This window comes from Paenibacillus sp. JNUCC 35 (genome assembly GCF_058269095.1).
Window position 1 is genome coordinate 2,117,742 of record NZ_CM177771.1, and the last position, 14,219, is coordinate 2,131,960.

At 57.1% G+C, this 14,219-nt stretch carries 11 protein-coding genes; 10 read left to right on the top strand and 1 reads right to left on the bottom strand.

Features of this window, described 5'->3' with window-relative positions:
* Positions 1–2 precede the first annotated feature (2 nt).
* Positions 3–197, top strand: coding sequence for a hypothetical protein (locus AC2TF6_RS09735; protein ID WP_491310853.1), 195 nt, complete (start codon positions 3–5; stop codon positions 195–197).
* Between the two features lie 103 nt (positions 198–300).
* On the opposite strand, the gene AC2TF6_RS09740 is transcribed toward AC2TF6_RS09735, so the two are convergent.
* On the bottom strand, positions 301–2,058 hold the full coding sequence (locus AC2TF6_RS09740; protein ID WP_491310854.1) for an Rqc2 family fibronectin-binding protein: 1,758 nt from the start codon (positions 2,056–2,058) through the stop codon (positions 301–303).
* A 174-nt stretch (positions 2,059–2,232) separates the two neighbouring features.
* On the opposite strand from AC2TF6_RS09740, the gene AC2TF6_RS09745 reads away from it, so the two are divergent.
* From AC2TF6_RS09745 to priA, 9 genes are all read left to right on the top strand, one after another.
* Entirely contained in the window at positions 2,233–5,013 is a 2,781-nt protein-coding gene (locus AC2TF6_RS09745; protein WP_491310855.1) for a calcium-translocating P-type ATPase, SERCA-type, read from the top strand.
* Positions 5,014–5,174: 161 nt separating this feature from the next.
* A complete protein-coding gene (gene dapF, locus AC2TF6_RS09750) occupies positions 5,175–6,011 on the top strand; it encodes a diaminopimelate epimerase (protein ID WP_009672613.1) in 837 nt (278 codons plus the stop codon).
* 109 nt (positions 6,012–6,120) lie between these two features.
* Complete coding sequence (locus tag AC2TF6_RS09755) at positions 6,121–8,013, top strand: bifunctional homocysteine S-methyltransferase/methylenetetrahydrofolate reductase (RefSeq protein ID WP_369993826.1); 1,893 nt, start codon at positions 6,121–6,123, stop codon at positions 8,011–8,013.
* A gap of 32 nt (positions 8,014–8,045) precedes the next feature.
* On the top strand, positions 8,046–8,930 hold the full coding sequence (locus tag AC2TF6_RS09760; RefSeq protein ID WP_491310856.1) for a YicC/YloC family endoribonuclease: 885 nt from the start codon (positions 8,046–8,048) through the stop codon (positions 8,928–8,930).
* A 31-nt stretch (positions 8,931–8,961) separates the two neighbouring features.
* Positions 8,962–9,222 (top strand): extracellular matrix/biofilm regulator RemA, encoded by a 261-nt coding sequence (gene remA / locus AC2TF6_RS09765; RefSeq protein WP_009672664.1) that lies wholly within the window; start codon positions 8,962–8,964, stop codon positions 9,220–9,222.
* The gene (gmk, locus tag AC2TF6_RS09770) at positions 9,212–9,844 is read left to right on the top strand and encodes a guanylate kinase (RefSeq protein ID WP_009672638.1); all 633 of its coding nucleotides are present in this window, start codon (positions 9,212–9,214) and stop codon (positions 9,842–9,844) included. The genes remA and gmk overlap by 11 nt, the downstream gene beginning before the upstream one ends.
* A gap of 9 nt (positions 9,845–9,853) precedes the next feature.
* Entirely contained in the window at positions 9,854–10,069 is a 216-nt protein-coding gene (gene rpoZ / locus AC2TF6_RS09775) for a DNA-directed RNA polymerase subunit omega (protein WP_042232842.1), read from the top strand.
* Positions 10,070–10,233: 164 nt separating this feature from the next.
* Positions 10,234–11,511 (top strand): bifunctional phosphopantothenoylcysteine decarboxylase/phosphopantothenate--cysteine ligase CoaBC, encoded by a 1,278-nt coding sequence (gene coaBC, locus AC2TF6_RS09780; RefSeq protein WP_491310857.1) that lies wholly within the window; start codon positions 10,234–10,236, stop codon positions 11,509–11,511.
* A complete protein-coding gene (priA, locus tag AC2TF6_RS09785) occupies positions 11,496–14,072 on the top strand; it encodes a primosomal protein N' (protein WP_491310858.1) in 2,577 nt (858 codons plus the stop codon). Before coaBC ends, priA begins: the two co-directional genes overlap by 16 nt.
* Positions 14,073–14,219: the final 147 nt, after the last annotated feature.

Genomic DNA, 14,219 nt, shown 5'->3' on the forward strand with positions numbered 1-14,219 from the left:
CGATGCTGGACGAAGCTTATCCGTTCTATGCAAAGCTGGACCGGAGAATCGGGGAGCTCGGCCGCCGGACCAAAGTGTTTATCGGCGGAAACGCGATCAAACGCGACGAGGTGCTTCACGGCACGAAGCATATTTACCTGCTTTCCGGCGATGCGCGGGAATGCGCGCTTAAACTGAAAAAGCTGACAGCCTATTGAGCTGTCAGCTTTTTTTGTTCGGCGTCCTGGCGGAGTTTCCGCGGCCCAGACGCGGACGCGAGTTCCGGAACTGCGTTACGCGCCGGGAGCGTTGTCCTTGTTTTTAAGCCTTCACGGTCTGCGGCATCTGTTTGATCAGCTGATCGTCCGGGGTCACAAACAGCGTTTTCTGCTGTTCGTAAATGACGAATCCCGGCTTGGCGCCGCTCGGCTTATGCACGTGGCGGATGAGAGTATAGTCCACGGGAACCGAGCTCGATTCCTTCGCCTGGCTGAAATAAGCGGCAAGCTGGGCCGCCTCGTGCAGGGTGGCTTCTCCGAACGACTGGCTGCGAATCACGACGTGCGAGCCCGGGATATCCTTCGTGTGCAGCCAAGTATCTCCGGCGCTCGCAAGCCGGTTCGTCACATAGTCATTCTGGGTATTGTTCTTGCCGACGTAGATCGGAACGCCTTCGCTCGACGTGAAGCAGGCCACGGACGGCTTATCGGATTTTTTCTTGCGCTTGCCTTTCGTATGGCGCTCACGCACATAGCCCTGCTCCGCAAGCTCATCCCGGATTTCCGCGATATCCCGCATCGAGGCGGAACCGAGCTGCTGCAGAAGCGAGGAGAGGTACTGGATCTCCATCTCGGTCTGGCTCATCTGCTCTTCCACGTAGGCCAGACTGTTTTTGCTTTTTGTATACCGTTTAAAATAGCGCTGCGCATTCTCCGAAGGATTAAGCAGGGGATCGAGCGCTATGCTCTGCTGCGGCTGGGCTTCCTCGTAATAGTTGACCACAACGGCCGTTTTATCCCCTTTGCGGATTTGATGCAGATGGGCCGTAAGCAGTTCTCCCATAATGCGGAAACGGTCCGCGTCTTTCGCTTCTTCCTTCGTCTCCTGAAGTTTATCCATTTTCTTGATATTTTTGGCTTTCTCGTTCTGCAAAAGCTTAACGAGATCGGCGGCACGCTGCTTGACAGTGTCACGCTCCGCCTTGTCCCCGAAGTAGCTTTCCAGGCACTCGCTGACGGTAGGGAACACGCGGGACTCGCCTTCGATCTGGGTCAGTTCCATGACCGAGAAGAAGAGCTTGCCCGTCTTCGTTTCTTCAACGATGACAGGGGAATACCGCCGCTCGCGCACCGCGTCCGTCACGCTGCGGAAAGACTGCCACAGCGGGGCGAGCGCGTCCTCGCCGTACGGCACGCCGAGCCGGGTTCCGCTGCGGTAGACGATTTCCCGCGCCGCAAGGGGGCTTAGGCCGCTGAAGGAAGCGAGCATCTGCTTCTCCGGTGCGGCGTCTTCCCCGATTCCCGCGCCCATGCTCCGGCGGAACACGGCTTCGCTCGTATCCAGCGGATTCGCTTTGTCCTGAGCCGGCGGCTCCACGTAGGCGCTGCCGGGCATGACGATGCGATAAGAGCTGATCGCCGGCGTCACGTGATGAATGCCGTCCAGGATAGTGCCCGTGGAAGGGTCCATAAGAATCAGGTTGCTGTGTCTGCCCATGATCTCCACGACGATGGTTTTCGTGCTCACATCCCCGAGTTCGTCACGCTGGCGCACACGGAAGTGAACGATCCGCTCCAGCCCGACTTGCTCGATGGAGTCGATGATGCCGCCCTCGCAGTGCTTGCGGAGCAGCATGCAGAACATGGGGGCTTCCTGAGGATTCAAGTACTGCCCTTCCGTCACGTGCATGCGCGGATAGGTAGGATTCGCGGAGAGAAGAAGTTTAAGCGAACGACCGCGGGCGCGGATCTGCATAACCACGTCACTGCCCGTGGGCTGATGTATTTTATTAATCCGGCCTCCTACACATTCCTGCAGCTCGTGCACGATTGCATGGAGGACCAGTCCGTCTAATGCCATGATGAAAGTCTCCTATCCAAGTTCATTACATTCTATCATGCCATAAATGCGAGGAAATTTTAAGTTCTTTCTTTAGAAGCACCGTCCAAGCTGGGATATTTTGCGGCTTGTCTGAATACATTTAGCAAGAGAAGCGGGTCTTGCACCTGAAAGTAACCGGGAGGGGAAACGGTGATGAGTCAGAAAGAATGGTACCAGATGACGGCGGATGAAGTCCTGCAGACGCAGCGCGTTCATCCGTCCGAAGGTCTGTCATCGGCAGAGGCGGACAACAGGCAGACCGAAGCCGGCCGCAATGAACTGTCCGAAGGAAAAAGCGTTTCGCCAGTCACTTTGTTTTTAAACCAGTTCAAAGACTTTATGGTTCTCGTATTGATGGGCGCCACACTCGTATCGGGGCTGCTCGGCGAATTTTTGGACGCGATAACCATCGTCGCCATTATCATCATGAACGGAATCCTCGGGTTTATACAGGAGTTCCGCGCCGAGCGTTCGCTCCGTGCCTTGAAAGAACTTTCGGCGCCGGGAGCCAAGGTAATGCGCGGAGGCGAACTGCAGACGATCCCCGCCCGCGACCTGGTTCCCGGGGATATCATCCTCCTGGAGAGCGGAGACCGGGTTCCCGCGGATATCCGGCTCATCGAAGCGAACAGCTTCTACGTGGAGGAATCCGCCTTGACGGGAGAGTCCGTTCCGGTCGGAAAAACCGTCGATCCCTTAAGCTCCGACACCGTGACGATCGGAGACCAGCGGAATCTCTCATTTATGGGCACGATGGTTACGCGGGGGACGGGGAAAGGCGCGGTCGTGCGGATCGGCATGGAGACCGAAATGGGGAAGATCGCCGACCTGATCCAAAATACGGAGACGCTTGAAACCCCGCTGCAGCACCGGCTGGAGCAGCTCGGCAAGATCCTGATCATCGTAGCGCTCTGCTTGACGGTCATGGTGGTTGTCGCCGGTATCGTGCACGGACAGCCTCCTTATGCGATGTTTCTCGCGGGAGTCAGTTTGGCCGTAGCGGCCATTCCGGAAGGGCTGCCCGCCATTGTTACGATAGCTTTGGCCCTTGGCGTACAGCGCATGATCAAACGCAAGGCGATCGTCCGCAAGCTGCCCTCCGTCGAAACGCTCGGCTGCGCTTCCGTGATTTGCTCGGACAAGACGGGGACGCTGACCCAGAACAAAATGACGGTGACCCATCTGTGGGTCGGCGGCAGCCTGCTGGAAGTAAGCGGAGACGGGTACACGCCGGAAGGCGAGATCAGCGTCGGCGGCACAAGAGTCAATCCCGCAAAAAATGCGATGCTGCGCCAGTTTCTGCAGGTATCGGCTTTGTGCAGCAACGCCGTCCTTTATAAAGAGGAAACGGAACCGGTCAAGAAAAAGCGCGGCAAAGACGAACTGCCGGATACGGTATGGAACGTAAAGGGAGATCCGACGGAAGGCGCTCTTGTCGTATTGGCCGCTAAAGCCGGCGTTACGCACGAAGTCTTGAATCCGCAGTTCAGCAGGCTGGCCGAGTTCCCTTTCGACTCCGAAAGAAAGCGGATGTCGGTTATCGTCTCCGGCGGAGGCCGCAAGCTCGTGATGACCAAAGGAGCGCCGGATGTGCTCATGCAGCACTGCTCCTACATTTTATGGGACGACAAGGTGATTCCGTTCACATCCACGCTGAAAGCCAAAGTGATGGCTGCGAACGAAGGGATGGCGCGTTCGGCGCTCCGCGTGCTCGGAACGGCTTACCGGGAGCTGAAGCCGACGGAGTCGTGCGAGGATCACGAGGATGCCGAGCGCGGGCTCATCTTCGTAGGCTTGGCCGGCATGATCGATCCGCCGCGCCGCGAAGTCCGTGAAGCGATGGCCAAATGCCGCAAGGCCGGCATCAAGACGGTGATGATCACCGGGGATCACCTGACGACCGCGGAAGCCATCGCTAAGCAGCTCGGGATGCTCCCGGCCGGGGGGATGTGCATCAGCGGCCACCAGCTTGCGGCCATGGACGACGAGGCGCTCGAAAGCAAAGTAGACGATATCTACGTCTACGCCCGCGTATCGCCGGAGCACAAGCTCCGCATCGTCAAAGCGCTCCAGGCCAAAGGCCATGTGGTCGCGATGACGGGCGACGGAGTCAATGACGCGCCGGCCATCAAGGCGGCGGATATCGGCATCGCCATGGGAATAAGCGGCACGGACGTGACGAAGGAAGCGTCGTCCCTGGTGCTCAGCGACGACAACTTCTCGACGATCGTGGCGGCTATCGAGGAAGGCCGGGGAATCTACGAGAATATCCGGAAGTTCATCCGGTATCTGCTCGCTTCCAATGTCGGCGAAATCCTGACGATGTTCCTTGCCATGATGGCTGGGCTCCCGCTGCCGCTTATCCCGATTCAGATTTTGTGGGTCAATCTGGTGACGGACGGCCTGCCCGCGATGGCACTGGGCGTCGATCAGGCGGAAAAAGACCTGATGCAGCACAAGCCCCGCTCGGCCAAAGAAAACATTTTCGCACGCCGTCTGGGATGGAAAATCATTTCCAGAGGATTTCTTATCGGCATCTGCACGCTGGGCGCTTTCTGGCTCGTGCTGCGGGAAAATCCCGGAGATGCCCAGCATCTCGTCAAGGCGCAAAGCGTTGCCTTCGCGACGCTCGTTATGGCGCAGCTCATCCATGTGTTCGACTGCCGCAGCTCGCGCTCCATTTTTCACCGCAATCCGCTTCAGAACAAGTATCTGGTCCTGGCGGTCCTGTCTTCGCTCGTTCTGATGCTGGGCGTGATGTATACCCCGCAGTTGCAGCCTATTTTCAAAACCGTTCCGCTCGGCTTCAAAGACTGGATCATTGTGCTGATTGCGGCAGGTATTCCAACCTTCCTGATGGGACTGGGGAGCGTCATGCAGAATCCTTCCAAGAAAAAAACGTCGAAGTACAGCTCCAAGCCGAGTTTCCGGTAATCCCCGCGAGCCGGATCGCCCGGGAAGTTTTCAAACCCGTTAAACGGCCGAGGCCGTCACGGGTTTTTCTTTTTTGCGGGAAACTGGCGATAGCCAGACATATTCTTTTGCGCTATGATAAAGGGAATGACATTACATCGATTTAGCGAGAGGGAACCCTTATGGAATTTACGAAAATGAACGGTCTGGGCAACGATTTTATCGTGCTGTCCGGCTATAAAGAGCTTCCTGAGAATGTAGCGGAACTCGCTGTCCGCTGGTGCAACCGGTATTTCGGGATCGGCGCCGACGGGCTGGTGTTCATTCTGCCCTCCGAGAAAGCGGACGTGCAGATGCGCATCATCAATTCGGACGGAAGCGAACCGGAGCAGTGCGGCAATGCGATCCGCTGCGTCGCCAAATATGTGTACGACCGGGACCCCGGCAAAAGAGAAGCCATCACCGTCGAAACGCGCGGAGCCGGCGTGCAGCAGGTGCATGTGACGGCGGAGAAGGGCATCGCCAAAGCGATTCGCGTCGATATGGGAGAGCCTGTGCTTCAAGGTCTCGAAATCCCGACGACAATCGACGCCGAGCGGGTGATCGACCAGCCGATCGAAGCGGGGGGGCGGACCTTCACGTTTACGGCGGTTTCGATGGGCAATCCGCACTGTGTCATCGACGTGGAAGACGCGCCGAGCTTCGATCTGGCCGCCTGGGGGCCTTTGCTGGAGCAGCATCCGCTGTTTCCGAACAAGGCGAACGTCGAGTTTGTGACGGTCCGCTCCAGAGATTACGCGGATATGCGCGTATGGGAAAGGGGAGCGGGGCCCACGCTGGCCTGCGGAACCGGAGCGTGCGCTACGCTCGTCGCTCTCGTTTTGACGGGCAAAACGGATCGCACCGCCACGATTTCGCTTAAAGGCGGCGATCTGCTGATCGAATGGAACGAGGCCGACAACCGGGTGTATATGACCGGGCCGGCCGCGGAGGTTTACAAAGGAAAAGTCGAAGAGTAACGGCCGGCGGCGCGAAGCCGCCGGTTTTACTTTAGAACGTAAAAAGCCTTTAAGTTTGCCGGTCGTTTGTGTTAAAGTAAATGTACTATTTTGATGGGGTGGGAAGAACATGAAACCGGAACTCCGCCAGGTGCTTGCTCAGAAGATCCTTATCGGGGACGGAGCGATGGGGACCTACTTATATCAGCAGGGCTTTCCCGTCGGAATTTCCTACGAGGAGCTTAACCTGATTCAGTCCGAAGTGGTTGCCGACGTTCACCGTCGCTATTATGAAGCCGGTGCCCGGCTTATTGAAACGAATACTTTCTCCGCAAATAGGGAAAAATTATCCAAATACGGCCTTGAACAGGAAGTCGAGGCCATCAACAGGGCCGGCGTCGAGCTGGCCCGCAGTTCGGTCGGCGAGGATGCTTACGTGGTCGGAGCGATCGGCCCGATCCGGGCGGGCATGCGCAAGAACGTCCGCACGTCGGATGTCGAGGATGCGCTGCGCGAACAAATTCTCGTGCTGCTTGATACTCAGGTGGACGGGCTGCTGCTGGAGACGTTCTACGATCTTGAGGAGATGCTTATCGCGCTGCGTCTGATCCGTCAGCTCAGCTCGATTCCCGTCATCTGCCAGTTCGCTACCGAAGGAATCAACACGACGCACGACGGTATCTCTCTGCAGGACGCGTTCCTCCGCCTGAAAGAGGAAGGGGCCGATGTGATCGGATTTAACTGCCGCACGGGTCCCAACGGCATCCTGCGCTCCCTTCAGGGAGTCGCCCAACTGAGCGACATCCCGTTCTCGGTATTCCCGAACGCGGGTATTCCGGACTACGTGGACGGCCGTTATTCGTATGCCGCGACGCCGGAGTATTTTGCCGAAAGCGCGCTGCGCTTTGCCGATTTAGGCGCCAGGATCATCGGCGGCTGCTGCGGAACGACACCGGAGCATATCGCGGCTATGGTCAAGGCTCTCCAGGGCTACGAGCCGAACCGGAGCGAAGTATATGCGGCGGAATCCGTTTCCGCAGCGGAACGGGCCGTCGTGACCGAAGCCGCTCCGCAGACGTCCGTCCGGGAGGCGGATGTCGAACCTACTCTGGTCGACCTTGTGAAACAGCGCCATACGGTCATCGTGGAGCTGGACCCTCCGCGCGACCTCGACATCGGCAAGTTCATGGAAGGGACGAAAGCCCTCCAGGACGTGCATGTGGACGCCATTACGATGGCCGACAATTCACTGGCCGTGACGCGGATGAGTAATCTTGCGCTCGGCATGCTCGTTAAAGAGCAGCACGGGGCGCGACCGCTCATTCACATCGCCTGCCGAGACCGCAACAGCATCGGCACGCAGTCCCACCTGATGGGCCTGCACGCGCTGGGGATCGATCACGTGCTCGCCGTGACGGGAGATCCCGCGAGATTCGGCGATCTGCCGGGCGCAAGCTCCGTCTATGACATGACTTCGTTCGAAATGATCCGCATGATCAAACAGCTCAACGAAGGCATCGCTTTTTCGGGCAAGCCGCTCAAGAAGAAAGCCAATTTCATTGTCGGCGCGGCTTTTAATCCGAACGTGAAATATTTGGACAAGGCGGTCCAAAGACTGGAACGGAAGATCGAGTCCGGCGCCGATTATATCATGACCCAGCCCGTCTATGATCCGAAGCTGATCGAGCGCATGCACGAGGCGACCAAGCATCTGGATGTCCCCGTTTTCGTAGGCATCATGCCTCTGGCCAGCGGCCGGAACGCGGAGTATTTGCACAACGAGGTTCCGGGTATCCAGCTTTCGGACGAAGTGCGCGCCAGAATGACGGGACTCGAAGGGGAAGAGGGGCGCAAAGAAGGCGTGGCTATCGCCAAAGAACTGCTTGATGCTGCAATGCCTCTGTTTAATGGCATTTATTTCATGACACCGTTCCTGTTTTACGACATGAGCGTGCAGCTTACACAGTACGTTTGGCAAAAAGCCGAGCGCCGTGAATTGCTCTTGTCCCCCCTTTTAAAATGAATTACAATAGGTTAATGGATGTGAGCCCCTATATGATACGAAGTATGACCGGATTCGGGCATGCCTCGCTTTCTTCGCAAGGCTACCGGGTGTCGATTGATATCAAAACCGTGAATCACCGCTATTGCGACATCTCTGTGCGTATGCCGAAAGAATGGATGGCCTACGAAGACACCATCAAGAAAACGGTGCTCCGCTTCATTAAACGCGGCCGTGCCGATTGCTTTGTGACGATTGAGCGGGACTCCGCTTCTAATAAATCGGTAACAGTCGACTGGGCGCTCGTGGACGGATACATGCAGGCTGCCGAGCAGCTTCGCCAGAAGCATGGCTTAGCCGGGGAGCTGCATCTGTCGGATCTCCTCAAACTGCCGGATTTGCTTGCCATTTCCGAGCAGAGCGAGGGGGACGACGATGCGCTCGCCGATCTTTTGGTTGCCTGCACGGAAGGAGCGCTGGCCGAGCTGAACGGCATGAGGGAGAAAGAAGGCTCCCACCTGTCGGAAGATTTGACCGTCCGGCTGACGATGATTGAAGATCTTAACGTCGAAATGAAGCGTTACGCCCCTGAAGTCGTCCGGGAATATGCCGTGAAGCTGCGCCAGCGGATTCACGAGCTGCTGACGGATCAAGTACCGGTAGATGAACAGCGGCTCGCAGCCGAGATAGCCTTGTTTGCGGACCGCTCCAATGTGGACGAAGAGATGACCCGGCTGCACAGCCACATCAGCCAATTTAGGCAGCTGCTCGGTTCCCGGGAACCTGTCGGTCGCAAGCTCGATTTTCTCATTCAAGAAATGAACCGCGAAGCAAATACCATCGGCTCCAAAGCGGGACACATTGAAGTGTCAGGCAGGGTCATTGAGCTGAAAGCCGAATTGGAGAAAATGAGAGAACAAATACAGAATATCGAGTGAACCGCTGACGGTGTCACGAGGAGGAAACTCAATGGCCATCAAATTGATCAACATCGGGTTCGGTAATATTGTTTCGGCAAACCGTATCATTTCGATCGTAAGCCCCGAATCCGCTCCGATTAAAAGGATCATTCAGGAGGCGCGCGACCGCCATATGCTGATTGACGCGACTTACGGGAGAAGAACCCGCGCCGTCATCATTACGGACAGCGACCATGTGATCCTATCTGCGGTTCAACCGGAGACCGTTGCTCACCGACTTTCTAACAAGGACGATGATCATGACGAGTAATACAAATACACTGGAACGGGATAGAGGAATTCTGATCGTGCTTTCGGGCCCTTCGGGCGTCGGCAAAGGAACCGTGTGTTCCGCGCTTCGCAAGATGTCGCCGGAGCTGGTCTATTCTGTTTCCGCCACAACCCGCAAGCCTAGAGAAGGCGAAGTGGAGGGTGTCAATTATTTTTTCAAATCGAAAGACCAGTTCGAACAATTAATCGCTTCCGACGAGATGCTGGAACATGCCGAGTACGTGGGCAATTATTACGGCACTCCTCGCCGCTTTGTGGAAGAAACGCTCGCCTCCGGCAAGGACGTTATCCTGGAAATCGAAGTGCAGGGCGCTTTGAAGGTCAAGGAGAAGTTTCCTGAGGCGACTTTTATCTTCCTGATTCCGCCTTCTCTGGCCGAGCTGGAGAATCGTATCGTGACTCGCGGTACGGAAACGAACGACATTATCCGCAGCCGCATGTCCGTGGCTGTCGACGAGATTCGTTTGATGCGGCATTACGATTATGGTATCGTCAATGACGAGGTACACAAAGCTTGCTACAAAATCCAGTCCATTCTTATGGCTGAACATTGTAAGTGCGACCGGATTTTACCCAGATTGGAACAATGGATCGGAGAGTGAACGACAAGTATGCTGTATCCTTCAATTGATAAACTGCTCGACAAAGTGGATAGCAAATATTCGCTCGTAGTTGCCGCCGCTAAGCGTGCGAGATCTCTTAGAGACGGTACGAACACCCACCTGCAGGATATTAAATCCCACAAGCAGGTTGGAGTGGCCCTGGAAGAATTGTACGGAGATCTTGTGAAGTACGAGAAGATCGAAACCAAAGAAGACGCCGAATAGGATCCCAAGCGGTCCGTTCGGCCCAAAGCGGCAGTCCCTGTGACTGCCGTTCTATGTATACAACCGGATGCTGCGATCCTGAATATGAACGGGATGCAAGTATACCGGATATCAGGACAACCCATTGCGGTTGTTATTTTTTTCTTGCCGGGAGGGAACTGCCGATGTTATCAGGTAAAACAATCGTAGTCGGCGTATGCGGGGGAATAGCCGCTTATAAGGCGGCTGCGCTTTGCAGCAAGCTGAGTCAGGCAGGGGCGGACGTGCGGGTGATTATGACGAAGTCCGCAATCGAATTTATTACGCCGCTGACTTTCCAGTCGCTGACCCGCAAGCCGGTAGCCGTCGATACGTTCGACGAGAAGGAAGCGGCCGTTATTTCCCACATCGATCTGGCCGACCGGGCGGATTTGGTTGTGGTCGCTCCGGCGACGGCGAACATGATCGGGAAAATGGCGCACGGGCTGGCGGACGATATGCTCAGCACGACGCTTCTCGCTACGACGGCCCCGGTGATGGTGGCTCCTGCCATGAACGTGCACATGTACACGCACCCGGCGGTCGCGGGCAACATGAAAGTGCTGCAGGAAAGAGGCGTTCTGTTTGTGGAACCCGGAACCGGCCAATTGGCATGCGGTTATGTCGGGAAAGGACGTTTGGCCGAACCCGAGGAAATTTTCGGGCGGATCGCCGAGTATTTTCAGCCGGATACACCGCTTCAAGGCCGGAACGTGCTGGTGACGGCCGGAGGGACGGTCGAACGCATCGATCCCGTGCGTTACATTACAAACGATTCTTCCGGCAAAATGGGCTACGCTATTGCGGAGGCGGCCAAGCGGCTCGGAGCCAACGTCACGCTCGTCAGCGGACCTTCTTCACTTCCCGTGCCTCCGGGCGTCGAAAAAGTATCCGTCACATCCGCTCTGGATATGTACGACAAGGTGATGGCCCGTTTTGAGAAGACGGATCTCGTTTTCAAAGCGGCTGCGGTCGCCGATTACCGTCCTTCCGAACAGCGCGAGCAGAAAATGAAAAAAACCGGGGATACCCTTACGATCGAGCTTGTTAAAAATCCCGACATCCTTCAAGCTCTCGGAGAGGCCAAAACCCGTCAGTTCGTGGTCGGCTTTGCGGCGGAAACCGAACGGGTGGACGAGTATGCGCTCGATAAGCTTTTGCGTAAAAAATGCGACCTGCTTGTCGCCAACGATGTCTCCATGCAAGGAGCGGGTTTCGGAACGGACACCAATGTGGTGCGCATCTTCGATGCCGGCGGTCTTGTGGAAGCGCCGCCCATGATGACCAAGGTTGCCGTAGCTGAACATATCGTCCGGCTGGCGGCCAGCCGTCAGCAGATGCGGCAACAGGGAGCGGAGCCTCCGGAACCGGACGCTGAGGAACCGGGGGCAGACAAAGGGGAAACGCCATGTTCGCCAAAGTGATAGTCGATGTCCCCGCCAAGCAGACGAACCGGGCATTCGATTATTCGGTGCCCCCGTCTCTGCAGGGCTGGGTTGAAGTAGGAAGCCGTGTCGGCGTTCCTTTCGGTCCCCGTGTGCTGCAGGGGTTTGTGGTGGAACTTCACGAAACGACAACGGTCGATCCCAAAAGATTGAAAGCGATCCGTCATGTGCTGGACGCCGCTCCTCCTTTGACGGAAGAACTGGTACAACTGGGGCATTGGATGAGCAGCACGTATTTGTGCCACGAAGTAACCGCTCTGCAAGCCATGCTTCCCGGGGCGCTGAAAGCCAAGTATGAACGCTTCGTTCAAGCCGCGGAAGCAGGAAGCGCGGGCGGAACGGAGCTTCTGCTTTTGCTGCCGGCCCAGGAAAACATTTTGAATTATTTGCGCTCAAAAGGAAAGGCGAAGATGGAAGACCTTCTGGATGCCTTTCCGGAAGACGGCGAGCTGATCCGTCAAATGCTGGACGAGGGTCAGCTTGTCGAAACCCAGGGGATGAAGGACAGGCTCGCGACTAAGAAAGCTCTGACGGTATTTCCGTCCGGAGCCCCCGAAGTTTCGGAAGCCGCGACGGAAACCCAGGCTGCCGGGACGTCCGGCAACGCTCCGGGATCGGGCGGTTCCGCCGATTTGCTGGCCATCGCGGAAGAACTTCCTGCCCGCTCCCATAAGCAGAAAGAGGTTCTGCGCTATTTGCACGACAACCCCCGGCCGATCCGCCTGACGGAACTGATGGACAAGCTCCAGGTCGGCGCCGGTACGGTAAAAGGACTCGCGGACAAAGGCTGGATTGGCCTGCGTGAAGTAGAAGTGATGCGGGACCCGTATGCGAACCGCCATTTTGAAGAAACGAAGCCGCTGCCGCTGACGCGGGAACAGCAGTCCGTTTATGACGACATTGCCGCCACGCTGGACAGCCGCAGCCACCAGGTTTACTTGCTCCAAGGGGTGACAGGCAGCGGGAAGACGGAAGTGTACCTGCAGGCCATCAGCCGCTGTCTGGAACAGGGACGGGAAGCGATCGTGCTCGTGCCGGAGATTTCACTGACTCCCCAAATGGTGGAGCGGTTTAAAGGCCGCTTCGGAGACGAGGTCGCCGTGATGCACAGCCGGCTGTCGTTGGGAGAACGTTACGACGAATGGCGCAAAATTATGAGACGCCAGGTCCGGGTGGTCATCGGGGCCCGTTCGGCCGTGTTCGTCCCGTTCCGGAAGCTGGGTCTGATTATCATCGATGAAGAGCATGAATCTTCTTACAAGCAGGAGGAGAGTCCGAAGTATCACGCACGGGATATCGCCGCCTGGAGAGCCCGTTATAACGGAGCGGCCGTGGTACTGGGATCGGCGACTCCTTCGCTTGAAAGCATTCAGAAAACGAAGGCGGCCCCCGGCGGCAAGCCGGAATACAAGCTGCTCAGAATGAAGTCCCGGGTCGCCGGACGCCCTCTTCCGCCCGTGCATATCGTCGATATGCGGGAGGAACTGCGCAGCGGGAACCGGTCCATGTTCAGCCGGCTTCTTCACCGTGGGCTGGAGGAACGGCTCCTCAAAGGAGAGCAGACGGTTCTCCTGCTAAACCGCCGGGGATACGCGACATTCGTCATGTGCAGGACGTGCGGCTATGTAGCCGGTTGTCCGCACTGTGACATCTCGCTGACGTATCACCAGGTGTCGCGGACGCTGCGCTGCCATTACTGCGGCTATGCCGAAAGGCAGATGGAGCTGTGTCCCGATTGCGGGTCGGAGCATATCCGGCATTTCGGAACCGGAACCCAGCGGGTCGAGGAAGAGCTCGTGAAGCTCTTTCCCGGCATCCGCGTCATCCGGATGGATGTGGACACGACGACGGAGAAAGGCTCTCACGAGAAGTGGCTGACGATGTTCCGCAACAAACAGGCGGACGTCCTGCTCGGCACCCAGATGGTCGCCAAAGGACTGGACTTCCCCGATGTCACCCTTGTCGGCGTTATCGCGGCCGATACGGTGCTGAACCTGCCCGACTTCCGTTCCGCCGAGCGCACCTTCCAACTGCTTACGCAGGTGGCGGGGCGGGCTGGGCGCCATCAGCTGCCCGGCGAGGTGTTCGTCCAGACATATACACCGGAGCATTACAGCGTCATTACGGCGAGCCGCCACGATTACGAAGGTTTCGTGGAGGAGGAGCTTCCGCACCGCCGGAAGCTCGGCTATCCGCCGTACTGCCGGCTTATTCTCATCACCTTGACCCACGAGCAGGTGCCGCTCCTGGTCCGGACCGCGGAAGCGGTGGCCCAGCGTCTTCGGGAGCTCGGGGCCGCCGAGCAGGAGAACGTTTTTGCGTCCGGTACGGGGGAGGACTTTTTTATGAATGTGCTGGGTCCGGTCGCTTCGCCCATTCCGAGGATCAAGGATAGATATCGGTTCCAATGCGTGGTAAAATATCGTGGGGAGGCGTCCGCTTCCCGTATTGTGGCCAAGGTTCTGGATGAATTTGCCGAGAGGACGACGAAAGATAAGCTGACGATCAGCGTGGATGTCGATCCTCAAATGCTCATGTAGTCCGCGTGTTCCGGAACGGAAAGCCCGGTGTAAGACAGAACCGGATGGATGCCCGTGCCGATTAACGCGTATATAAGCGGCGGGAAACTCATACGGATCTCTTAAACCCATTCAAGGGCTAAGGCCCTTGCCCTCATAGAATGACTT